At 38.6% G+C, this 22,224-nt stretch carries 34 protein-coding genes; all 34 read left to right on the top strand.

Annotation, left to right across the window (positions count from 1 at the left end; translation table 11 throughout):
* Nucleotides 1-32 precede the first annotated feature (32 nt).
* The gene (locus tag HU823_RS17005) at nucleotides 33-263 is read left to right on the top strand and encodes a hypothetical protein (protein ID WP_197222783.1); all 231 of its coding nucleotides are present in this window, start codon (nucleotides 33-35) and stop codon (nucleotides 261-263) included.
* Nucleotides 264-309: 46 nt separating this feature from the next.
* Nucleotides 310-1,059 (top strand): phage terminase small subunit, encoded by a 750-nt coding sequence (terS, locus tag HU823_RS17000; RefSeq protein ID WP_197222782.1) that lies wholly within the window; start codon nucleotides 310-312, stop codon nucleotides 1,057-1,059.
* On the top strand, nucleotides 1,056-2,363 hold the full coding sequence (locus tag HU823_RS16995; RefSeq protein WP_197222781.1) for a PBSX family phage terminase large subunit: 1,308 nt from the start codon (nucleotides 1,056-1,058) through the stop codon (nucleotides 2,361-2,363). Before terS ends, HU823_RS16995 begins: the two co-directional genes overlap by 4 nt.
* A gap of 13 nt (nucleotides 2,364-2,376) precedes the next feature.
* Complete coding sequence (locus HU823_RS16990; RefSeq protein ID WP_197222780.1) at nucleotides 2,377-3,786, top strand: phage portal protein; 1,410 nt, start codon at nucleotides 2,377-2,379, stop codon at nucleotides 3,784-3,786.
* Nucleotides 3,740-4,660, top strand: a complete 921-nt coding sequence (locus tag HU823_RS16985) for a phage minor head protein (RefSeq protein ID WP_197222779.1) — start codon at nucleotides 3,740-3,742, stop codon at nucleotides 4,658-4,660. Before HU823_RS16990 ends, HU823_RS16985 begins: the two co-directional genes overlap by 47 nt.
* A 96-nt stretch (nucleotides 4,661-4,756) precedes the next feature.
* Nucleotides 4,757-5,359, top strand: coding sequence for a DUF4355 domain-containing protein (locus HU823_RS16980; RefSeq protein WP_197222778.1), 603 nt, complete (start codon nucleotides 4,757-4,759; stop codon nucleotides 5,357-5,359).
* Nucleotides 5,360-5,374: 15 nt separating this feature from the next.
* Nucleotides 5,375-5,686, top strand: a complete 312-nt coding sequence (locus tag HU823_RS16975; RefSeq protein ID WP_197222777.1) for a hypothetical protein — start codon at nucleotides 5,375-5,377, stop codon at nucleotides 5,684-5,686.
* Nucleotides 5,687-5,719: 33 nt separating this feature from the next.
* Complete coding sequence (locus tag HU823_RS16970) at nucleotides 5,720-6,745, top strand: major capsid protein (RefSeq protein ID WP_197222776.1); 1,026 nt, start codon at nucleotides 5,720-5,722, stop codon at nucleotides 6,743-6,745.
* A 32-nt stretch (nucleotides 6,746-6,777) separates the two neighbouring features.
* Complete coding sequence (locus tag HU823_RS16965) at nucleotides 6,778-7,074, top strand: hypothetical protein (protein ID WP_197222775.1); 297 nt, start codon at nucleotides 6,778-6,780, stop codon at nucleotides 7,072-7,074.
* Between the two features lie 12 nt (nucleotides 7,075-7,086).
* A complete protein-coding gene (locus tag HU823_RS16960) occupies nucleotides 7,087-7,500 on the top strand; it encodes a phage head-tail connector protein (protein WP_197222774.1) in 414 nt (137 codons plus the stop codon).
* Nucleotides 7,500-8,009: a hypothetical protein gene (locus HU823_RS16955; protein WP_197222773.1), complete on the top strand. Its 510-nt coding sequence runs from the start codon at nucleotides 7,500-7,502 to the stop codon at nucleotides 8,007-8,009. The genes HU823_RS16960 and HU823_RS16955 overlap by 1 nt, the downstream gene beginning before the upstream one ends.
* Nucleotides 8,009-8,371, top strand: a complete 363-nt coding sequence (locus tag HU823_RS16950) for a hypothetical protein (protein WP_197222772.1) — start codon at nucleotides 8,009-8,011, stop codon at nucleotides 8,369-8,371. Before HU823_RS16955 ends, HU823_RS16950 begins: the two co-directional genes overlap by 1 nt.
* Nucleotides 8,364-8,825 carry a phage neck terminator protein gene (locus tag HU823_RS16945; protein WP_197222771.1) on the top strand — a complete coding sequence of 154 codons (462 nt, stop codon included), beginning with the start codon at nucleotides 8,364-8,366 and terminating at the stop codon, nucleotides 8,823-8,825. The genes HU823_RS16950 and HU823_RS16945 overlap by 8 nt, the downstream gene beginning before the upstream one ends.
* A gap of 3 nt (nucleotides 8,826-8,828) precedes the next feature.
* On the top strand, nucleotides 8,829-9,812 hold the full coding sequence (locus HU823_RS16940; protein ID WP_197222770.1) for a DUF3383 family protein: 984 nt from the start codon (nucleotides 8,829-8,831) through the stop codon (nucleotides 9,810-9,812).
* Nucleotides 9,813-9,828: 16 nt separating this feature from the next.
* Nucleotides 9,829-10,218 carry a phage structural protein gene (locus HU823_RS16935; RefSeq protein WP_197222769.1) on the top strand — a complete coding sequence of 130 codons (390 nt, stop codon included), beginning with the start codon at nucleotides 9,829-9,831 and terminating at the stop codon, nucleotides 10,216-10,218.
* A gap of 79 nt (nucleotides 10,219-10,297) precedes the next feature.
* On the top strand, nucleotides 10,298-10,588 hold the full coding sequence (locus tag HU823_RS16930; RefSeq protein WP_197222768.1) for a hypothetical protein: 291 nt from the start codon (nucleotides 10,298-10,300) through the stop codon (nucleotides 10,586-10,588).
* Nucleotides 10,589-10,637: 49 nt separating this feature from the next.
* The gene (locus tag HU823_RS16925) at nucleotides 10,638-10,781 is read left to right on the top strand and encodes a hypothetical protein (protein ID WP_197222767.1); all 144 of its coding nucleotides are present in this window, start codon (nucleotides 10,638-10,640) and stop codon (nucleotides 10,779-10,781) included.
* 12 nt (nucleotides 10,782-10,793) lie between these two features.
* Entirely contained in the window at nucleotides 10,794-12,773 is a 1,980-nt protein-coding gene (locus HU823_RS16920) for a phage tail protein (protein ID WP_197222766.1), read from the top strand.
* The gene (locus tag HU823_RS16915) at nucleotides 12,773-13,354 is read left to right on the top strand and encodes a LysM peptidoglycan-binding domain-containing protein (protein ID WP_197222765.1); all 582 of its coding nucleotides are present in this window, start codon (nucleotides 12,773-12,775) and stop codon (nucleotides 13,352-13,354) included. Before HU823_RS16920 ends, HU823_RS16915 begins: the two co-directional genes overlap by 1 nt.
* A complete protein-coding gene (locus HU823_RS16910; RefSeq protein ID WP_197222764.1) occupies nucleotides 13,354-13,698 on the top strand; it encodes a phage baseplate plug family protein in 345 nt (114 codons plus the stop codon). The genes HU823_RS16915 and HU823_RS16910 overlap by 1 nt, the downstream gene beginning before the upstream one ends.
* On the top strand, nucleotides 13,682-14,572 hold the full coding sequence (locus tag HU823_RS16905; protein ID WP_197222763.1) for a phage protein: 891 nt from the start codon (nucleotides 13,682-13,684) through the stop codon (nucleotides 14,570-14,572). The genes HU823_RS16910 and HU823_RS16905 overlap by 17 nt, the downstream gene beginning before the upstream one ends.
* Nucleotides 14,573-14,583: 11 nt before the next feature.
* Nucleotides 14,584-14,931, top strand: a complete 348-nt coding sequence (locus HU823_RS16900; RefSeq protein ID WP_197222762.1) for a Gp138 family membrane-puncturing spike protein — start codon at nucleotides 14,584-14,586, stop codon at nucleotides 14,929-14,931.
* Between the two features lie 2 nt (nucleotides 14,932-14,933).
* Entirely contained in the window at nucleotides 14,934-15,290 is a 357-nt protein-coding gene (locus HU823_RS16895) for a DUF2634 domain-containing protein (RefSeq protein ID WP_197222761.1), read from the top strand.
* Entirely contained in the window at nucleotides 15,283-16,449 is a 1,167-nt protein-coding gene (locus tag HU823_RS16890) for a baseplate J/gp47 family protein (RefSeq protein ID WP_197222760.1), read from the top strand. Before HU823_RS16895 ends, HU823_RS16890 begins: the two co-directional genes overlap by 8 nt.
* Nucleotides 16,446-17,081 (top strand): hypothetical protein, encoded by a 636-nt coding sequence (locus HU823_RS16885; protein ID WP_197222759.1) that lies wholly within the window; start codon nucleotides 16,446-16,448, stop codon nucleotides 17,079-17,081. Before HU823_RS16890 ends, HU823_RS16885 begins: the two co-directional genes overlap by 4 nt.
* An 18-nt stretch (nucleotides 17,082-17,099) precedes the next feature.
* On the top strand, nucleotides 17,100-17,762 hold the full coding sequence (locus HU823_RS16880; RefSeq protein WP_197222758.1) for a tail fiber protein: 663 nt from the start codon (nucleotides 17,100-17,102) through the stop codon (nucleotides 17,760-17,762).
* 2 nt (nucleotides 17,763-17,764) lie between these two features.
* Nucleotides 17,765-18,838, top strand: coding sequence for a hypothetical protein (locus tag HU823_RS16875; protein ID WP_197222757.1), 1,074 nt, complete (start codon nucleotides 17,765-17,767; stop codon nucleotides 18,836-18,838).
* A 12-nt stretch (nucleotides 18,839-18,850) separates the two neighbouring features.
* On the top strand, nucleotides 18,851-19,207 hold the full coding sequence (locus HU823_RS16870) for a hypothetical protein (protein ID WP_197222756.1): 357 nt from the start codon (nucleotides 18,851-18,853) through the stop codon (nucleotides 19,205-19,207).
* Nucleotides 19,207-19,332: a CD1375 family protein gene (locus HU823_RS22170; protein ID WP_255548983.1), complete on the top strand. Its 126-nt coding sequence runs from the start codon at nucleotides 19,207-19,209 to the stop codon at nucleotides 19,330-19,332. The genes HU823_RS16870 and HU823_RS22170 overlap by 1 nt, the downstream gene beginning before the upstream one ends.
* Before the next feature lie 40 nt (nucleotides 19,333-19,372).
* Complete coding sequence (locus HU823_RS22165) at nucleotides 19,373-19,498, top strand: CD1375 family protein (protein ID WP_255548982.1); 126 nt, start codon at nucleotides 19,373-19,375, stop codon at nucleotides 19,496-19,498.
* Nucleotides 19,499-19,585: 87 nt separating this feature from the next.
* The gene (locus tag HU823_RS16865; RefSeq protein WP_197222755.1) at nucleotides 19,586-19,861 is read left to right on the top strand and encodes a hypothetical protein; all 276 of its coding nucleotides are present in this window, start codon (nucleotides 19,586-19,588) and stop codon (nucleotides 19,859-19,861) included.
* Between the two features lie 116 nt (nucleotides 19,862-19,977).
* The gene (locus HU823_RS16860) at nucleotides 19,978-20,763 is read left to right on the top strand and encodes a hypothetical protein (protein WP_197222754.1); all 786 of its coding nucleotides are present in this window, start codon (nucleotides 19,978-19,980) and stop codon (nucleotides 20,761-20,763) included.
* Nucleotides 20,764-20,854: 91 nt separating this feature from the next.
* A complete protein-coding gene (locus HU823_RS16855; protein ID WP_231607514.1) occupies nucleotides 20,855-21,121 on the top strand; it encodes a hemolysin XhlA family protein in 267 nt (88 codons plus the stop codon).
* 11 nt (nucleotides 21,122-21,132) lie between these two features.
* Complete coding sequence (locus tag HU823_RS16850; RefSeq protein WP_197222752.1) at nucleotides 21,133-22,218, top strand: peptidoglycan recognition protein family protein; 1,086 nt, start codon at nucleotides 21,133-21,135, stop codon at nucleotides 22,216-22,218.
* The last annotated feature ends 6 nt before the right edge of the window (nucleotides 22,219-22,224 follow it).

Below are 22,224 nucleotides of genomic sequence, written 5' to 3'. Positions count from 1 at the left end.
TTCGGGGTGCTTTTTCTTATGGGGTGAAACAAATGTCAAAAATCAAAAGAGTTTTCCCAGGACCAACTAATGGATTAATAAATTGGATAGAGGAGAACTTTCATGAAATTGATGGTTATATTGCTACGTTTAAAATGACAGACGGTACGACAATGACTGTTTATGATTCACGCAGTTATGTTGAAGCTGTTGGTTTAGTTGAGGTAGCTAAAGATACAATTCATCAATTAGCACATGACGATGAGTTTATTCCAAAAGAGTAATCACAAAACAACTTAATCATCAAAAGACGGGGGTGGGTGAGATGTAGTGGCCGATCAAAAAGACTTAGCTTATAAGGACTATGTAAAAGGGATGAAATACAGGGATATCGCGGAAAAGTATGGAGTCACTATAAACACAGTGAAATCATGGAAAACGCGTTATTCTTGGTCCCGTGATGGTGTGCATACAAAAGATAAAGGTGTGCACACAAAAAAACGAGGTGCTCCGGCAGGTAATAAGAACGCATTAGGTAATAACGGTGGAGCTCCACGCGGTAACAAGAACGCTGAAACTCATGGTTTCTTTTCGAAGTTTCTCCCAGCAGAGACATTAGAAATTATGGAACTTGTCAATCTACGCTCGCCTGCTGATTTAATCTGGGATCAGATACAAATTCAATATGCAGCCATTATCAGAGCACAACAGATTATGTTTGTTACTGATAAGAGTGAGATGATCAAAGAGCTCAAGAAGAGTAAGGTTAAGACTTCGAGCAAAGATACTGGAAGGTCGGTTTCTGAATCAACTGAGGAAGAATATGAATTCGAGTTTCAGTTTGCATGGGATAGACAAGCTACTTTCCTTAATGCTCAGTCCAGGGCAATGGGTGAGTTAAGAAGTCTGATAAAACACTTTGATGAAATCGCACACGTAAATGATGAACGTCGATTGAAGCTGGAGCAGATGAGGCTTGGCATTGATAAGACCAGAGCTGAAGTTGAAAAGATCGTTAACGACAAACCAGATAAAGTTCTTGTAACGATCGTAGATGATATTGAGGACGATGATGTATGAGAGTAAATATGTCCGAAATCATTACACCACATTTTAAGAAGTTTTGGGTTGTGTCCCGAAAAAAGGAACATCTTCGTTATGTCTGCAAAGGTGGCCGTGGATCTGGTAAATCATTTCATATTCCTTTAAGAATCATTAATGACATTATCGAATATCCGGTTTCTGCTTTAGCACTTCGTAAGGTTCAAAATACGATTGCTAAATCTGTATTTCAGAACTTTAAAGCAGCTGCAACTTACATGGGAGTTCGTCACCTTTTTAAATTTGTGGATTCGAGACTTGAAATAACTTATTTACCTCGAGGAAACAAAATTTATATGGCCGGCGCTGATGATCCTGATAAAATCAAATCCATTAAAGATGCAGACTTCCCACTAGCTATTATGTGGGTAGAAGAACTAGCTGAGTTTAAGTCGGAGGATGAAGTTACAACGATTGAAAACTCAGTGCTCCGTGAAGAATTAGAAGGGAAAATCGTATCCGAAGCTTTCGAAAGAAAAGTGAAATATGGTTTTGATTACTCATTCTATTATTCTTACAACCCACCAAAAAGAAAGCAGTCATGGGTGAATAAGAAGTATGAGAGTCAATTTATTGATAAAAATACTTTCGTAGATCATTCAACATACTTAGATAACCCTCATTTATCAAAGAAGTTTATAGAGGAAGCTGAGAATGTACGGATCAATAAGCCATTAAAGTATCGCTGGGAGTATCTCGGTGAAGCAATTGGTTCTGGCGTAGTGCCTTTTGATAATTTGGTGTTTCGAACAATACCAGATTCAGAGTTTAGGGCATTCGATAACATTAGACAGGGGAATGACTTCGGTTATGGTCCTGATCCTTTAGCGTTTGTTCGATGGCATTACGACAAAACAAGAAATCGAATCTTTGCTATGGATGAAATCTATGGCCACAAAATCAGTAACCGGAATTTGGCTCGCAGAATTAAAGAAAATTCTTTTGATCGTCATCGTACTGTTGCTGATAGTGCAGAACCGAAAAGCATTGATGAGTTATGGGATTATGGAATTAACATTATCGGTGCTAAAAAAGGACCTGACAGCGTTCAATACGGTGAAGAGTGGTTAGATGATCTTGAAGAAATCGTGATTGATGTTAAGCGAACACCTAACATTGCAAGAGAGTTCGAATCAGCTGATTACGCTGTTGATAAGAATGGTGATCCATTGCCGAGGCTGGATGATAAAGATAATCATACTATCGATGCTACCAGGTATGCCTTTGAGGATGACATGAAGTTAACAGGAAAGTTAGTTGTTGGAAAACGTATAACACGATAGAGGTGGTGAGAATGTGTTTGACTTTACTTATGAATTAGAACGTCTGCGTGAAGGGGATAGAGATCCCAAGATTATTCACCGGTTAATCAAGAAGCATAAGACCAGGGCGGATAAGATGAGGAGCCTTTACAGTCGATATAAGACTGAGGAAGTTCCAATTTTTAATCGCACTACAGACGATCCAATGGAAATTAACAATCAAGTAAACAATGATTTCTTCTCTGAGATCATCGATACAAAGATGGGTTACTTTGCTGGAACGCCAATTAGTTACTCATTTGAGGACGATAAGGCTAAGAAAGACTTTGATGAGTTTGGAGAGCGGAATCGTATAGCTGATTTGGATGCTGAGACAACAAAGTATGCTGGTATCTGCGGATATGGTTCACGCCTTCAATACATTGATACCGAGGGTAGAGAGAAAATGGTGAATATTAAACCATGGGAAGCTATTCATATTGGTGAAGCTGGCATCGATGAACCTGAGTTCAGCTTAAGGTATTTCACTGTAGAAGTTGATGAGAATAAAAAAGAACTACGTGCCGAATTGTACGAGTCATATAAGATGACAGAGTATAGAGGTACTGAGGGAAAACTTGAAGAGTATGATGAACATGAACACGTTTATGAGTACTGTCCGTTATGGGGTTATGAAAATAACGAGGAACTTATGGGTGACGCTGAGAAGGTTGTTGCTGCTATTGATGCTTACGACAGAACTATGTCGGATGTGAATAGTGAGATCGAAGCGTTCAGAAGCGCTTATTTAGCATTTTTTGGGGTAGACCCACCAGACCCCTCTGACGGGGAAGAAGAGCCGGATTTGACGAAGACAGGGACGTTCTACTTCAGAAATCGAGGCGATTCAAAACAAGACGCTAAGTTCATCACAAAAACCATACAAGATACGGCAGTAGAAAATCATCTTACTAGGCTGCACGAAAATATTTATCGCTTTTCTAAAACCCCGGATCTTTCGGACAAGAACTTTGCTGGCCAACAGACGGGTCCAGCTATGAAATATAAGATTCTTGCTTTGGAGAACAAGTGCGCTACTTTTGAACGGAAATTTAAGAGTAGTAGCATAAGAATGTTTGAGATTCTCAGCAGCGCATTTGTAAAGCGCGGCAAAGCACAAATCGATCCATATAAAGTAACTATGCACTTTAAGCGGAATTTCCCTGAAGATATACTCAATGAAGCCCAGGCTTCGGTGCAGCTGAAAGGAATCGTCAGCGAGGAAACAAGACTCTCCAAGCTCTCATTTATCGAGAATGCTAAAGAAGAGCTTAAAAAGCTAACAGCGGAACGAGCTGCTTACGAAGAAGAGTTTGAAGATGAAGAGGATGATGACGATTCGTTAGGCGGTGACAAGAATGGATCTGGAGGCTTACGCAAAAAAGATACAAAAGTTACTCAGTAAGAAGGAAAAACAGGCACTTAAAAAGATCCGGAAACAGTATGAATTGATAATTAATGAAATCTTACTTATGTTATCTGAGCTTTACATGCGTTTAGAAACTGAAGGCACATTATCATATTCAGATGTTAGACGTTTTAATGATATAGATCGATTGCAAAGACGTATAAGAGCTCAGGCAGTTTTGTTAGGTGATTCCAACAGAAGAATACTTAACGATTTGTTAGAGGAATCTTACGATCTTTCTTACAGCTTTATGAGTTATGGAATCGAGAAGGAAGCTAGTGTTCTATTATCTGATGCAACGCCAAATATTTTTGGGATTCTCCAGCAGAACTTTGATAATCCGATATATGGGTTAAGGTTAAGTGCCGCTTTAGAACGAGATCGAATTTTTGTTGTATCAGATATTAATGCAGCCATCGAAAGAGGTTTAATAGCCGGCGAAAATTACTCAGGAATAGCTCGTGAGATTAGAGGTGTGTTTAAGAGTAGTTACAAACGATCGGTGAAAATAGCCCGGACAGAGACTCATAGAGTACGAGAAAGAGCAATGCAGGATAGTTCATTGAATGCTGACAAACAAGGTGTCAAGATGGTAAAAATCTGGCGCAATATGGATGACGAACGAGTGAGAAAAACAAAGAAAGCTAATCATGTTCAGATGGAGAAGCAGACCGTCCCTGTGGATCAACCGTTTGTTACTATTCCTGATGGTCTAAAAGGAATGTGTCCTGGAAGCATGGGTGCTGCTCATCATGATATTAATTGTCGCTGTTATGCTTCTCGTCGCATAAGCCATATTGAGTCTCAGGTGCCTAAGCAAGTTGTGAAGGAAGTATTTGAAGATTGGAACCGCATTAAACGTGCTGGTTAGCAATGATCCTATAAGGGTCTTTTTTTATTACCAAAAATACATTGCACTTGCTGGGCGGATCAAACGAACTGTAAGGGCGATAGGAGGAAGAAAGATATGCCAACATTAGAAGAAGTAAGAGCGTTTTTGGAACAGAATCAAGGAGATCAAGCTGTTCAGGAGTTTGTTAGAGGACTTAACCCGGTCACAGTCGATCGTATTAAGGACTTAGCGAATTCAGACAACGATACAAAAGCTTGGTTACAGGCTCAAAAAGATTCGTTTTTTAGTACAAGCCTTGAGACTTGGAAGAAAAACAATCTTGATGATCTTGTCATGGGTAAGGTGAAGGAATTGTATCCAGATGAGACAGAAGAGCAAAAGCGAATTAAAATTCTGGAACAAAAACTTGAAGCAGCTGAGAAAGAAAAATCACTCGAGTCATTAAGAAATAAGGCCATTTCTCTAGCTACTGAAAAAGGGTTACCTGCATCATTGGTTGATTTCTTTTTGGGAGAAGACGAGGAGAAAACAACTGAAAATCTTGCAAAGTTGGAAGAAACATTCAATCCGTACATTGAATCCAAAGTGAATGAACGATTTAAAGAAACTGGTCGTAATTTCACTAAAGGTTCAGATGGAAAAGATACTGTTGGATCCAGCTACGCAAAGAGCTTGAATGATCAGCAAAAAACGCAAGAAAAAACACTATGGGATTAAGAAAGGAGATTTACCATGTACGTAAAAAACTACGGTAAAACTGAACAGATTAACTTTTTAGCAAGTGCTAAATTCCAAGCATTCACAGTTCAAGTGAGTGATTCTGGAGTGACTGCTAATGGAGAAGGTAGGAAATTAGTTCCTGCTGGGACTGTATGGCCGCTGAATGATGCTACGGCACAAGGGATTCTTTTGACTGAGGTAGATGTATCTCATGGGCCACAACCTGGTTCCCTTATGGTTGAAGGTTATGTAATTGAAGCTCGTTTACCAGCTGTACCAGCAGCTGCAGCAAAAACGGCAATGAAAGAAATTAAATTTCGTTAATTAAAAGAAAATTAAGAAGAGGGGATTATTAACATGCCAAATATTCTAGAACTTTTTAACCAACGTGAAGTATTAGATTACCAGCAAGACCGTCAATACCCTGCTTTGCTTGGAGAGACGTTATTTCCTGAAGTGAAGCGTCAATCGCTTGAGTTTGATTTAATTAAAGGTGCTGGCCGCGTTCCAGTAATTGCTTCTGTTCATGCATTTGATACTGAGGCAGAAATCGGCAGCCGTGAAGCAAGCCGACAAGCGTTAGAGTTAGCTCTTATCAAGCGTAAGATGCAATTAACTGAGAAGGATATTGTAGCTCTCGAAAATCCGCGGAATGCAGCTGAGCAAGAATATCTGATGAAGAATGTCTTTAATGACATCGATGTACTTGTTCAGGGTGTTAAAGCTCGTGTTGAAGCAATGCGAATGGAAGTATTGTCTAAAGGTCAAATTACTCTAGCTGAAAACGGTTTGAGTGCAACGGTCGATTACGGCGTTCCTGCTGCTAACAAGCAAGTTCTTTCTGGAACTTCTGTTTGGACAGATACTGCGAACTCTGATCCATTGGCTGACCTTGACCGTTGGGCTACTGCGATTAATGGAATGGGTACTCGTGCATTAACTTCGAAAACAGTTTTAAATGCACTTTTACGTCACCCGAAAGTATTGGCTGCAATCTACGGTTCAAACTCGGGCCGAGTTGCTACTCTATCTGATCTAAACGCATTCATGGACCAGCAAGGTTTACCAAGAATCGCAACATATGACGCTGTTTACCGTCAACAGAATGCAAACGGCACGTATACTCAGAAACGTTACCTGCCGCAAAACAGTTTTGTTATGTTTGGTGAAGGTGCCCTTGGTGAGACAATCTACGGTCCGACTGCAGAAGAAATTCGTCTTCAACGTGATCCTGCAATCGATATTTCTAAAGTAGGAAATGTCCTTGCGATGGTTTACGAGGAAAACGTGGATCCAGTAAGCACTTGGACGAAAGCTGTAGCAACAGCATTGCCTTCTTTCCCTGCAGCTGACGAAGTATTCCAAGCTACACCAATCGCTTAATTAGAAAATAAGAAATTGTGGAGGTAATCCTAATGGGTAAACTTAAAGTAAGTGTTAAAGATATTCCGGTTCGTCACAATGGAGAAGATTTCGAACCGGGGGACGAACTTGTAATTGAAGATAAGCACTTTAACGAAAGTTTCTTTGAAAAGCTAGAAGAAATTGAGGAAGCACAACCTGTTTCTGTTGCTGAATTAAAGGCTATGTCCGAAGCCGAACTGCAAAAAGTAAAGAATGATCAATATAAGGTTGCATTTGATGAGGCTGGAATTGAGTACGAATCAAATGCTACTAAAGCGGAATTGATTGCCCTTATTCCACAAGAATAGTAGGGGATAATTATGGAATTAAATGAATTAAAACAATTATTAGGGATAGCTGAAAGTGATACGTCACAGGATGCTATCCTGTCTCTTTATCTGGAAGCTGCCCTTGAAGCTGCCAAAGGTTATGCCGATAAAGCCGATTTCACAAAAGTATTACCAGGTCCTATTAAGTTAGGAATATTACGTTATGTTGAGCTGAGCCAATTACGGAAGGCTACAGCAGGCATACAAAGTGAAAGCATGTCTGGGATGTCACAAACTTTTCGTGATGGCAATGCGGATGATAATTATTTTGCAGAGGCTTATGATTTTTGGAAACCATACCATACCAAGGATAGTAGATTAGTTTTCCGAACGTCTAAAAGAAGAAATCTCCGTTCTGATACTGTGCCTGGCATTACAGGTCATTGCATTAGGATAAAAGACTGATGGCTAGAAAACGTGTCCGAATTAGAGAAAACAACAACCTTCCAGAAGTCATTAACAAAATGGAAGAGCTAAACGGCGCCAAGGTACGTGTCGGAGTGCTAACTGGCGGCGAAACACAAATGATTGCTGCAGTTCAAGAATTCGGTATCAGCATTGCTGTAACTGATAAGATGCGCAAATACCTAGCTTCACAAGGCCTCTACCTTAAGAAGGAAACTTCTCATATCACAATTCCAGAACGTTCGTATATACGGGCCGGATGGGATCAGAATGAAAAAGAGATTTTAAATAAGGTTGAGCAACTAATAAGAGATGCCATCTTAAAAGGTGTTTCTGTTGATACTGTCTTAGATGGTACCGGTCAAGAAACTCGAGACAGAATAAAAGATTTTGCCCGTGATTTAAAAGATCCTAAAAACCATCCGTTTACTGTGAAGCGTAAAGGAAGCACAAACCCTCTCGTAGATTCAGGTAATTTAATTGAGTCTATAGATTACGAGGTGAAGTAATGTTTAAGTTTAAAAGGTTGATTGAGAAATACAAAGTATCTTTTGAGCTTGAAAAAGCAAAGCCTGAACAAACTGCTGTTTCGGCAGAGGACTTTGATGATCAAGGAAGATATAAAGAAACACCTGATGAGGCTGTCACTGCTTCAGGTGCATTAGTTCCTCTTCCTGCTAGATTGATTTATCAAAGCGGAGGGCGTCTAACTGAGGCTGATCGTATTTTATACTCTCTTGATCATAACATCCCATTAAAGAGCAAGATTACTTACAAGGGACTGAAATATTACGTAGAGAGTAAGACTCCATATGAGGATTATGCTGATTTTTCACAATACACCTTGAAGGCGGTGAGTAGCTTTGATTGATTATGAGAGTATAACAGCGACCCTTAACAAGTTGATTAAAGCAGAAACAACTTATCCCGTCATTCTTCATGGAGCAAATTCTAAACAGCCACAGTATCCCTTTTGTACTTATACAATCATAAGCCCGTTTGTACAACAGTCGTTTATCGATCAAGGAGATACGTTTACTCAAGATGTAGAAATTGTTATTTCCTATACCTGGGTGTCTGACGATCCCTTTAAAGTGTTAAGTCTTGCCCAGAAAACAGCGAGCTTTTTACAACATAGTTCCACTCGTCAAAAGCTCTCCGATGCAAAAATTGCTGTTGTTCGAATTGATGGATTTGGCAATAGAGACACTTTTTTAAGCATCGAAACAGAAAGACGTACAGGATTTGATTTACGAATAAGAATACGAACAGAAGACTTTAGAAATCTAGAAGTCATTGAAACTGTAAATTTAGTAGGAGGTTAGAACATGCCTTTACAAGATGTAACGGTATCCATTAGTGTGGCTTATCCAGCACCTAGAATAGGTTTAGGTAGACCGGTAATTTTCACTCAGAAAACCGGCGCATCCTCTTATGAGGAATATTCAACGTTAGATGCACTAAAAACCGATTATATAGAAACAACAGCTACGTATAAAAAAGCGGCAGCTATTTTCGCACAACCAAATCGACCTGATATTGTAGCGGTAGCAACATATGACGCCAGCATTGGGGCTGCCCTCGCAGAGTTTTACAATCGCCCGTGGCACTTTGCATTAATTGCAAACGATCTTGAAGCAGATCAAGTTGCAGCTGCCGGATTCATTAATGATAAAGACTTTAAATTTGTCGCTGTTCAAGTTAAAGATGATGCTGGCCGGGAAGCCGTAAAGGATAAAAAGCGCACTCTAGTTTTTGATCATAATATTACTGATGAACATTTAGACGCTGCAACTATAGGTAATCTTGCTTCATTACCGGTGGGGTCAATAACTTGGAAGTTCAAAGGTGTAGTTGGCATAACACCAAGGTATTTAAATGATACTGAAATTGCTGCTATCGATACTGATAACGCCATTGCTTATGTTGTTAAAGCAGGAAAGGCGCAGTTATCCGAAGGGAAGCTTTCAAACGGTGAATATATTGATGTGATTCACGGTCAAGATTGGGTAAAGGCTGACATGGAAAATGAAGTGCAGCATGCTTTATCACAAGCGGACAAGCTCCCTTATGATCACCGCGGTATTAATGCCATTGAGGCTGCAGCTACTACAACCTTACAACGTGGATTTTCTAATGGAATCATTGCCTCAACAGCGGATGGGCTTCCCGATTTTACTATTACAGCATTAGATCGAAATCAGGTAGATCCTGCGGATAGGGTAAATCGTGAATACCACGGTTTATCGTTTGAATTTGGTAATGCGGGAGCAATTCATGAGGCGAGAATAAAAGGATCCATTCGGATTTAAGGGAGGAAGGTAGAACATGAGTGTTAATACTTATGATGCAAAAGCAGTAACCTGTACTTTGGATGGAAGGTTTTTAACAGGATTTGCTGAAGGCTCGATGATTGAATGTGAGAAAGATGAAGATAACTTCAGCACAAAAGTTTCAGCGCAGGGCGATGTAGGTGTAGCTATTACTAACAACACGTTAGGAACTGTAACTATTACCTTGGCTCAAACTTCTCCGGACGTTGCTTACTTAAATATGCTCGCCAACACACGCAAAATTGTTCCTATCTGGGTGCAGAACGGGTCTGAAAAAGCTGGTGGCACACAAGCGATGGTAAAGAAACCAGCGAATATCACATTATCTGATGAGATTGAAGACCGGGAATTTGAAATTCAAGTATTTGATTATAGTGTTGCTTAGTGAAAAGGGTGGAATCTTCCGCCCTTTTTTGTTATGAGGTGAAAATATGCACAATGCGAATAAAAGGGAGATGTTACGAATGGCGGCTAAGGCTGGTAGTCAAAAAGAATTTACTTTATTTGAAGGTAATGAAAACGAACAAAAGTTTTTATTTCAACATCCAGGTGTGAGAGCAGGCGTTCAAATTCGAGGACGTTCTAAGGACGCAACAGGGAATTTGGACGAAGAAAAATACTATACAGAACTTATGAATCACGTAGTTTTTCTTAAAACCGAAGACGGCGTAAAAAAGGTGAATTGGGATTATTGGGAAGAAAACGATGGATTCTTGGAGGTCATGAAGGAAGCAAGTTCCTTTCTTATCAACTAAAAAACTACCTGTATCTCATTATAAGAAAGTCGCTCGGGAAAATTGGGCTATGTGGCGGTTGGTTTTTAACGAAGATTCTAACCTTACTTTTTCGACTCCTGTTGATTTGATGGATTGGGATACTCTCATGGAAGCAAATGCGGCTCTTGACCTCTATATTACAGCTAAAAATAAGGCAAATAGAAACAAATAAGGGGGTGGTATTTTGGCTTTACGTGAAACGCATGTAGACGTCGACTTTTATACAGATGCGGATCCACTTAGACAGATCAACAATGAAATAAATGGTGTTTTAAGAAATACTCGCTTAATGGGCAACGCTTATGGAAAAGTGTCCGATGCTTCGCAGGTAATATTACGGGAAATGAAGCAGGGATTTAATGATCAACGGGATTCAATGATGAAATGGCGAAATGACATGATTGGCGCAGAATATGGTTATTACATGCTAGCTAAAAGGGCTGGTGACTATCATTTCGGTACTAAAAGACTCTTCGAATCAATAAATGCATTAGGTGCTACTCATAAAACAGCTACAGATAATATGATAAGAGACGATCTACGTTTAAAAATGTCTATCTATCAAACAATTGGAACCATGAATAATATGAGTACCCGGGCAGAAAAAACAAGGGATGCTCTTAACCTTTGGCAGAATCCTATCTATTTAGCGAGTTTAGGAAGTTTGAGACTCACACATCATTTACAGAAGGTAGCTCAAGCAGCTAACCCTGCAGCAATTGCACTTGAAAGATTAGGGAAGAACGCAAACGCTAAACAGCTAGACGATGAGATACGACGTTTAAATCAAGGTTTAGGAGCCATGAACATCGCCCTTATCCTTGTGGGTCTGGGTGCAATCGTGTTTTATAACAGTATGCATAAAATGGCTATGGGTAACAAGGAGTATGCTAAATCATGGGAAACCATGAAAGAAACGTTACGAAAAGCAATTCAACCTATGGTCGACGTTTTCATAATGGTTATGGTTCCGATTTATAAGTTTATAACCGCGATAGGTCAAATGATTATTAAATTCAATGAAGCTCACCCTGTGCTTGCAAAAATGATTCAAGGTTTTTTGTTACTCATTCCAGCTTTAACCCTTCTATTATTGCCGATGGGTCTAGGAATAGGTCTTGTACATGGGTATAGACTAGCGTTTTTCGCTCTCATGAAACTTGTTGCCCCTGTGCTTACATTCTTTGCGACTCTTTCACCTGTTGTCTGGGTGGTAGCAGCTGCTATAGTTGGTTTAGTCGTTGCTTTCACTTATTTGTATAACAACTTCGCTTGGTTTAGAAATGCTGTAAATGCTGTCTTTGCATGGTTACAAGCACAACTTAATGCAATTATTGCGGGAATCATGAGTTATGTGAACACAGTCATAACCACCATAAAAGCATGGTGGAGTGAAAATGGAACAATGGTAATGAATGCAGTAAACAACATATTAGCCTTCTGTAAGGTTTTATATGACGGTATGTTGCCGATGTTCAAATTTTTATTTGCAGCCTTAAAAATGGTTGTAAGTAACGCATGGGCAGCTATAAAACTAGTTTTCAATATTGCCGTAACTTGGATTTTGGACATAATTAAATTCTGGTCGCAAGTTCTTACGGGAGATTGGAAAGGGGCTTTAAACACTCTCTTAACAACAGCACAAAGAATCCTAGATCAAATTTGGAATTTCTTTAAAGAGATTTTTGGGAATATTACTGATTTCCTTAAAGATATTGATCTTTACGACATAGGTGTTGATATTATCAAAGGTCTTCTAAACGGTATTGACTCCATGAAGGATGCAGCCTTTAAGAAAATCGGTGAAATTGGAAAAGGTATCAAGAAAGCCATGAAATCAGTATTAGATATAAATTCTCCATCCCGGGAAATGTTCCATATAGGATCTTGGACGGTAGAAGGTCAAATTGATGGTATGCAAAGTCAACAGAAGCACTTGCAACAGGTTTCTTATGATTTAGCTTCCATGCCTATGGAATACACACCTGAAAATAGTGGGACAAGTACTACAAACAATTCTAGAAGCACAATACATTTTAATCCTCATATCACTGTTCAAAGTGGTAGTGATACTGATAAGAATGTTAAACAACAGGTAGCAGAAGCATTGGATGAAGCGTTTAATTATCTATCAGATGTTTGGGATGTGGAGGTGGTACGATAATGGCCAAATTAGGTGATGTATCTCTTCATATTGAAAAAGAAAGTGAAAGTCACAAAGTTGAAGCTACTATGTACGCTGTAGAAAAAGGTGAACCATTTACTGATCATGTTGCAAAACGGCCTTCTGAATTTTCCTTATCTGGTTACATTCTTTCTGATAATTGGGAAGGTGATTTCAAGCAACTAATAACCATGATGGAAAAGGGTGAGATAACCCGTTACGTCGGAAAAATGGTTGCACAAGATGTGATTATAACTGACATACAAGGGGAACATGGCTCCGAAGTGAAGAATGGAGCTTCTTTGAGGATCTCACTTCGTAGAATCAGGTTTACTCAAACAGCATGGATAAAGTCGCCACCAAAAACAAAGCCAAATGTTAAACCTGTAACCAATTCTGGTAAAAAGATGACCGTTCAAAAAACACCGCCTAAATCTTCTGCAGTTTATCACATCATAAAAAAGGGTGATACCTACTGGGGATTATCAAAAAAGTACGGAAGTTCCATACAACAGTTGAGAAGCTGGAATAAGTGGTCGGATAGGTCAATTCCTATTGGTGGGAAAGCGAGGGTGAAATAATGGAATACATTGATGTTAATAAATCAGAACTTCCAGAACGATTTGACATTGATCTAGCAAATGAAACATTTACCCTCCAGTTCAATTACAATGAAACAGGTGATTTTTTCACTGTCGATCTATACAGACCAAACGATCTCACAGAAGACGAACCTATTGTTATAGGCGAGAAATTAACCTTAAATATTCCTCTCTGGTCTGATTATTCTAGTTTAGAACTTCCAGCACCTACGATACTTCCATTGGATCTCGCTGGAAAAGAAAGCCGCATTACTTTTGAGAATTTTGGTAAAACCATTTTTCTTTATCTCATGAACGAGGAACCTAATGATGAACAACTTTAAACGTGTAATAAAAATTACCATCGGTGAAGCTGTGTTTACAAATGATGAATTGGAAATTCGTTTTGAGGCACCATTTGATGATGATGTAAAACCAAATCAAAGTAAGGTTCAACTATATAATCTGTCGCAAACTACGATTTCAAAGCTTAAACGTGGACAAACAGCTACAATCCAGGCAGGCTATGAGGGTGACATTGGGGTATTATCCAGCGGTAAAGTTTCAACTGTTTTAACAAAATGGGAAGGGGTTAACAAGATCACAACCATTTACTTTATCGAGGGTGACGACTTTACAAGAATTAAAGTGAATGTAACTAATGCTGATAAGAATACCATTCGGTATCATCGAGATGGGGTTTTTCAAGGACAAGTGGTTGAAAGCTCGTTAGGTATTGGTTTTAAGGCTGGAACTGATGGACTTACGATAATAAAAAGGTTGGTGTCGTTGCTAGGGATTAAATTAGGAGCACCGATTGTTTTAAAGAAAAATATGATCTACAAAAAAGGCTATCTTGTTACACAGCTGATCATGAACAACCTGGAAGAGGTTGTAAGAGATTGCGGATCCATAATGTATCACAGAAGGGGAAAGTTAAACATTCGTACCTTAGAAATGGGAACAGATGAAAATTTTATCCTAGAAGAGAATACTGGTTTAATTGGTATACCTTCAGAGTTTGAAGAAACAAATAAAAAAGGTACGCAGGATGTAACCTACAAAGGCTATACGGTTAAATGCCTCTTGCAGCATCGAATTACTACTTGTAGCATTCTGACAATAAAGTCCAGATCGGCCAATGGGAAATACAGGGCTTATAAAGGCAAACACATAGCCGATGCAAACGATTTTTATACTGAGTTTAATGTTGTTTAGGAGGGACGAATATGACAGCAGAAAATAGATTATTTGAATCACTGGTTCATCGTATTAAAATGTCTATTCATACAAATGTCCCTTGTCGCGTGGTTCGTTATTATCCAGATACATGGGAAGCTGATCTTGAGGTATTGCTTAAGCAAGTAGTAAAGAGTGGTGCTTCTTTTAAATATCCTATGATCTTGAGAGCTCCTGTGCTTGAACATGTAGGTGCTTTATTGGTTGGTGATGTTGTTTTTTGTGGTGTAAGTGAACGGGCTTTGGATAACCTGCAACGAGTACCCTTTGATCCTGAGTTTAGCCGGACACATGATCTAAAAGATTGTGTTGTTATCGGTAAATGGAAAGGGGTTTAATTATGAAAACATTATTACTAAATTCTGAAGGGGACTTTGTATTTGAGCAAGGTTCTTTTTTTATGGTTGAAAATGATCTAGATCTAGCTCAATCAGTAAGCTTTATATTGCAAACAGCAAAAGGGGAATGGTTTCTAAATCCGAATTTAGGTTTAGATCGAGATGCTTTATTAGCTAAAAATTTTAATGAAAGTTTAGCTAGAGATAGTATTATTGAAGCCTTGTCATATGAACCTAGGATTTCGGCTGTTGAAGAAATAAAGTTTAATAAACTTGGACGGACCATATTTGTAGATCTTGTAGTCAAGAAACAAGATGAAACCACTTTGCAACTGGAAGGGGTGAGTGTGCTTGCTTGATAAGTATGGCTTTAAAAGAAAGAATTACTATGAATTACAATCTGATATGGAAGAAAGAGCAAAGTCTCTGTTTGGAGAGGATACAAATCTCTCTGAAAACAGTCCCATCGGTGTTTTTATTCGCTTGTTCTCATGGTTTTTGTCCAAAACATGGGAGCTCGCAGAAAAGGTTTATAACTCAGCTTATATAACCAGAGCAGAAGGCGTTCAGTTGGATCGTTTAACTGCTTTTTTTAATACATCAAGGAATCCTGAACAATATGCTACCGCAGAACTTTCAATTACTGGCACGCCAAACGTAACAATACTTGAAGGTACTCGTTTTGAAACTGAAAGTGGTATTGATTTCGCTTTAACGGAGAATGTCACCCTTGATGGAAATGGATTAGGATCTGGAAAGGTTGTATCCCTAACTCCTGGTATTAACGGGAATGTATCTGCAGGTGCTATTACAATACAGTCAGAGCCAAGCGCAGATATTTTAGAGGTTACTAACATAGAAGACGCTGAGGGCGGACGGGATGTTGAAACAGACCCAGAACTGTTAGCTAGAATGAAAGCATCTGGAGCTAGCACCGGAAGTGGAACGCCAGATGCAATAGTTTCTGAAGTTCTAGGTGTTCCAGGCGTAAGAGCAGCAAATATTTCAGTAAACAATGAGTCTACTACCGTTAATGGTCTGCCACCACATAGTAATGCTGTTTATGTACTTGGTGGAGATGGACAGACAATAGCGAACGCACTCTATAAGCATTATGTAGGACTTCAGTTTTTTGGTTCTCAGTCGTACACGGTGAAAGATATTTCGGGTAATAGCCATACGATCAGCTTTACGCCGGCAACACAAGTAAATATCTTTTCTAATGTTACTTTAACAACAAATAATACGTTTACAACAACTGGTGTCAATGATGTTAAAGATGCAATCGTAAAAATTATTGGTGGAACTACCAATGATGGAACGTTGTATGTTGGTCTTAACATGGGTGAGGATGTTATTTATAGCAAAATAATAGCTGCTGTAATGGGTACTCAAGGAGTTGTAGACGCTTCTATTACCATTGGCAAAACCGTAGAATCACAAACAACATCAAACATTCAGATTGAAACAAATGAAGTTGCTCAAATAAATGTATCTGACATAACGGTGACGGAATGAGTACTTACACAGACTTCATGCGAAAATTGACTGACATCTTCACTAAAAAAGAAGATTCAAAGGTTAGTAAACTAGTACTTCTCCTCTCTGAGCAACTTGATTCTCTATCAAATACCTTAATTAAGGTGGAAAATTGGCGTGATATTGATACGGCAGAAGGCTCTACACTTGATTTAATCGGTGAAAATGTAGGACAAAGGCGGGGACAAGCAACGGATGAAATGATGCGTGTTCTTATCAAAGCTCGTATTGCTCGTAATTCAAGTGACGGAACTTTTGATAAGGTAATAGTCGCTTTAGCTAATTCTATTAACGCAAGTCCATCTAAAATTAAGATTCGAGCTTTATACAATGAAGGGGAACCAGCTGCTGTAATCATTGAAGGAGTACCAATAGCCGAACTCAATAAAGTTGGAATGACAGCCCTTCAGTTTGGTTATATAGCACAACAGGTTGTAGCTTCTGGAATCCGCGTAGATAGTATTGACTTGAGGGGAACTTTCTCTTTTTCTTCGCAAAATAACACATTGCAATTTGATCCTGCAGCTGGGTTTGCACCTTCTGATCAAAGTTCTGGTGGGACATTAGGTGCCACATTCAATCCCAACGAGGAAATATCTTTACCAATCTAATAAGGAGGTTTTATTCAAATGCCATTTAACAGTCCTTTGCCAGAATGGAACAATTCAGGCACAGAGCCGCCACAAAGTAAAAAAGATGCCGGTTGGCAGCCTTCCGATAAACCGCCAGCTGATTGGTGGAACTGGTTTCAATACACTGCTTACAATGCATTATTAGAATTGCAACAATATGCAGCTCATAAAGATGAAATTTCTTCTCCACCAGATGCTTCTATAACTGTAAAAGGGATAACTCAACTTAGTAATGCAGTAACCAGTACGGAAGAGACAAAAGCTGCTACTCCTAATGCAGTTAAGAAAGCTTATGATAAAGCGGTTAGTGCTGAAGAAGATATTATCGCGCATTCGGCGGATGGAGTGCAACACATAACAGCAGCTGAAAGAACTGCTTGGAATGCAAAAGAAACCATAGATGGATCAAGAAAGAAAGTTGAACAAACTGATTTCAAAGTTTTTAAGTCAGGTAAAGATGCTAATGGGGTTTTTACAACCGTTGATTATAAACGTCAAGACGATACACTCGCCTTAAAATCTGTTTTAAGTGGAGGAACGTCTCCGAATTACACCACACGCACTATAACCTATTACGGATTAAACGGGACGACAGTTGAAAAAACAACCACTCGTACATTGTCATATGATGCTGATGGTGTTTTGATAAGTGAGGTGTAAGCATGATTGATATTCGTGAGCATGGTGGGAATTTTGGCGGTGGGAAATATAGAAAAGGTACGGTATTGGGTGGATTCACTCAAGCGATAATTGAATCTGGAACTATTCTTGCCAAAACAATTGACGCTGGTGTGTACGGTGCATATAATCCTTCAATCAATTTACAAAAAAACTTTATATTTTTTGTAGGTGGTAATGCACAAAACATCCAATTAACACGATTTGACTTAACTACAGGTGGACAGGCTTGGGGACCTACAATGAATGGGGTAGAGGGTAGCATTGTCGATGCTAATGGAAATTCTTATGTCCTTGGGCAAGATACAATCAACAAAATGAATGATTATATAACAGCTGTCACATGGTCAAAAACTGCAGCAAAAGTCGGCTATAACGCGAGCCGGTCACGTGGTGGATCAATGAAGAAAGACGTTAAAAATTCAACGAGTACACACTTATACTTTTGCATTCATTGGTCGCCATATAACGTCTTTAAAATAGCGATTTCAGATGGAACGGTAACCAGTATTACACCGGTAGGAAGTGCTTCTAGAGTAAGTGCATTTGAAGTACATGAAGATCTCAATGCCATTTTTGCAATTAATGGGTCAAAGGTGATGAGACTAGACCTTAATTGGAATATTATCTGGGAAAAAGATACTCCTGTATCTGGAATATCTCCTGATGATGTTTACAGTAACATAATCGTTGATAAAAAACGTAATTGCATTTTGGCATTGTGGGGATCAACTTCAGGTACTATTAAAAAACACTTAGTAAAACTTGATTATAACGGTAATATCATACAAGGTCCGGTAGACATTTTGGCAGCTCCTTATTCACTCCAGGGAGCAGTTAATACTGTTCAATTATTTGAAGTGATTGAAGACTATATCTTTTTCGGTTATGCAAATCAACTATATACATTAAATGCTGCTACTCTTGAGCGAACGGCTTTTCAATATAACTTTACAGAAAGCACTTATCAAGCATTTAAGATGGTAGGCAATGACACGATCCATATAGGATCTACAAGTAATTACAGAAAATATCAGCACAAAATAACATTAGCCTAAGGAGGGAAATGTATGTCGATTTTTATCCAATATGATGAACAAAATAACGTTACTTTCTATCACACCAAACCTTTTGATTCTGAAGAAGGTATGGGAAAAACCCGTCAAGAACTTGAAACTGAAGGATTAATTTTGGATATGTATGATATGCCAGCTTCTGATAATACAAATGGGAAGCTATCGATATTAAAAATCAATCCTTCTACAAACGAATTGTATTATGAATACATTGACCGACCCCTGACTTCAGAAGAAAGAATAAAGCAACTTGAGTCTGAACTTGTATTAGCAAGAGAGGATAGTGTTTCAAATATGTTGGCTATAACAGAAGTTTACGAAATGTTACTAGCTCAGGGAGGTACTGTTTAATGTCAATAGTGACCATCTATTACAAACTAATCAAAGCCGGTGCAAAGACCATCGAACAAGTGCCCGAGATCCACAGAGCTGAAGTTCAAGAGCGACTAGACAATGAAACTACTTCAGCTAATTAAGATGATCGCTTACCTTCTTTGGAAGGAGGTGGACATAGATATGGTAACTGTATACGTAACTTTAATCGTACGTGGTTATAAAACATTTAGCCAGGTACCAGCAACACTACAACCGCAAGTAAAGGCTGAACTTGAAGCTCTTGAGCTTGGAGAATTAGCACAATAACAAACGCCGATGAGGGCGTATTTTTTATGCCCTCATTCATTCTAGGGTTTAAGGTATACTTGTATTAAAAATTACGAGGTGCCGTAAATGGAACATAAGATAGAAATCGATTGGTTTGAATACAAGTTTTTAAAAGAACAATTAAAAGAATATACAGAACAAAAAAGGCAGCTCTATGAGTATATGGGTTTTGAGGAAGAATATCTGATTACTCGGGCTAGTCTTAAAAGTTTAACAAAGAACCATTTATCTCTTATGGTTCTTGAACAAAGAAACATGATTAGAAGGTTAATAGATGATCTAGAACCAGAAAAAAGAGAAGCGCATATGCAATTCTTAGATGACCTATACATGAATAAGTAAAGAGCCAAATAAGGCTCTTTTTTGTCGCTCTTGGATCATGATGTGCAGCTCTAATTTTCATTTACTTTGTTATTTATACTATTCATTTGTTAAAATTTACAAAAAGGAGAGTATAAATGACACTTATAGCAGCCTTACCTTTAGGAATCAATTATGATATTAAAACTATTTTAATTGCAGGAGATAGTAGAATTGTTGATCTAAATGAGAAGGGTAGGTATAGAAACCATACCGACACTGGACAAAAACTATTTAATTTAGCTCCAAATATAATTACTGGGTTTGCTGGTGATTATATTTTAGCAAGTAAAGCAATCACAGAAATCAATAAGATTTTAAAGAAAAAGGTTGCTTCACAACCTATTTACTCTTTAAGAATTGACATAGTAATGTCTAGGATTAGAGTCGTCATGAAAGAAGTGTGGCCAGAAGGAGATAAAAGTACCTCCTTCTTATTTGCAGTCCATGACTCTTTTGATAATAGAAGGAAGTTATACGTTTCCCATAGTCCAGAGTTTAAAATGGAAAGACTATCAGCAAATAATAAGCCTTATCTTATTGGAAGTGATGACGTAACAAGAATAACATTCACCCATCATTATGAAACTTATACTAAAAAAAACTTACCTCGAAGTAAAGAAGAATTCGGGAACCACATAATGATGGCGATGGGGAAGGTATTATCACTTGAAATTAATGGGATTTTTAGCTGCTATTGTTTAGATTATGATGGGAATTACACAATACACCACGGGTATATGCCGATTGAAGAAGCAAAATGGATCTTTGATACTGAGGGAAAGGATGGATGGGAAAGAAAGGTTGACCAGAAGACAATCTTAAAAACATCTAAGCTTTCATCAGAGGTACTTGATGACTTAAGAAGAGGAAAAAGAAAGTGATAAATGATCAACTTAAAAACTTAATATAAAAAAATCATTCAAATCCATCTCAATGAGGTGGATTTTTTATATGGGGAAAAGGAGGTCTAGGATGGAGGCGCCTACAGTGGAGTATACGGAAAAAGAGATTATAGAAATGAAGAGTGACATTAAAGCATTGCAGAATGAGGTGACTAATTTGAAAATAGTCACTTCAAATCATGATCAACAAATCTCCACGTTAAATAAGACTCTTGCCGAAATTCACGATAATACTAAGTGGTTAAAAAGAACAATCACTGGTGCCATTATCGCGACATTAAGCACAGGGGTTATAGGTGGCAGTATTGCAATCGTTTTTAATGTCTTTTCAAAATAGGAGGATCTAAAATGCAAATTGATTTCGGGAATTTACCAGTCCAGGATATTAGAAAGTCTATTCGAGTAAACAAAACTATCCTTACAGAGTATCGATCTTTAAATGACATTACCTCCATTGCACTACATCATAGCTTAACAGAAGAAGGTGATGCACACGCATTCGCCAATTATCATATCGGAACGCTCGGATGGTCCAGAATGGGCTATGCTTTTGTAATTCTTAAGGATGGAACTATCCAGTGGGCGGCTGATCTTGCTGTCAAGACTCCTCACGTTGGAAGTAGTAACCGTACTTCATTAGGAATATGTTTTGTTGGGGACTTCCGTTATAACCCGCCTACAGCTGAGCAACTAGCAAGTGCATATGGTTTACTTGAGCTGTTAATTAAAATATTGCCAAATGTAAAAGATGCCCAAGGGGTTTGGGGACATCAAGAATATCCGGATTACGCTTGGAAACAATGCCCGGCACTCGATATGGACTCTTTGCGCGGCCAAATCGCATCTAAGCAATATGGAGTAGTCACGCATAACTTTAACAATGATAATAAGCGTTTGATCGTACTGCCTGCAGATGCAGGACCGCGTAAAACGATTAACGATCCTGTTAAAGTGGTAATAGAACAACCTACTTTGCCAGCAACAAGAAAACTTCTTGAATATGGCGCAAGAGGAGAAGACGTAAAAAATCTTCAAATCAGATTAAATGATGTAGGTTCTTATGGTTTAAAGGTAGATGGTATTTTTGGAATAGCAACTGAAGCTGCAGTAAGAGATTTTCAAAAGAATAGTAAGCTTTCAGTAGATGGGGTAGCTGGACCAAAGACCTTTGCCAAACTTACATTACCAGCAAAAAAGGCGGAAAAAGTTAACGTTGAAAAACCGCCAAAATCAATAGTTCCTTATCCCGGTCATTTAATTAAAAAGGGGTCCAAGGATAAAGAAAACATAAAAAGAGTTCAACGAGCCGTGGGCGTAGAAGCCGACGGTATTTTTGGGCCAAAAACTGAAGCTGCTGTTAAAGCTTATCAGAAGAGAAAGAAACTTAAGCAAGACGGAATCGTAGGCCCGGCAACATGGAATAAATTATTTTAGGGGGGA

The sequence above is a fragment of the Fictibacillus sp. 18YEL24 genome (assembly GCF_015903855.1).
GTDB lineage: Bacteria > Bacillota > Bacilli > Bacillales > Fictibacillaceae > Fictibacillus > Fictibacillus phosphorivorans_C.
Note: the sequence above shows the minus strand (reverse complement) of the source record. Positions and strands in the feature narration are given on the sequence as shown.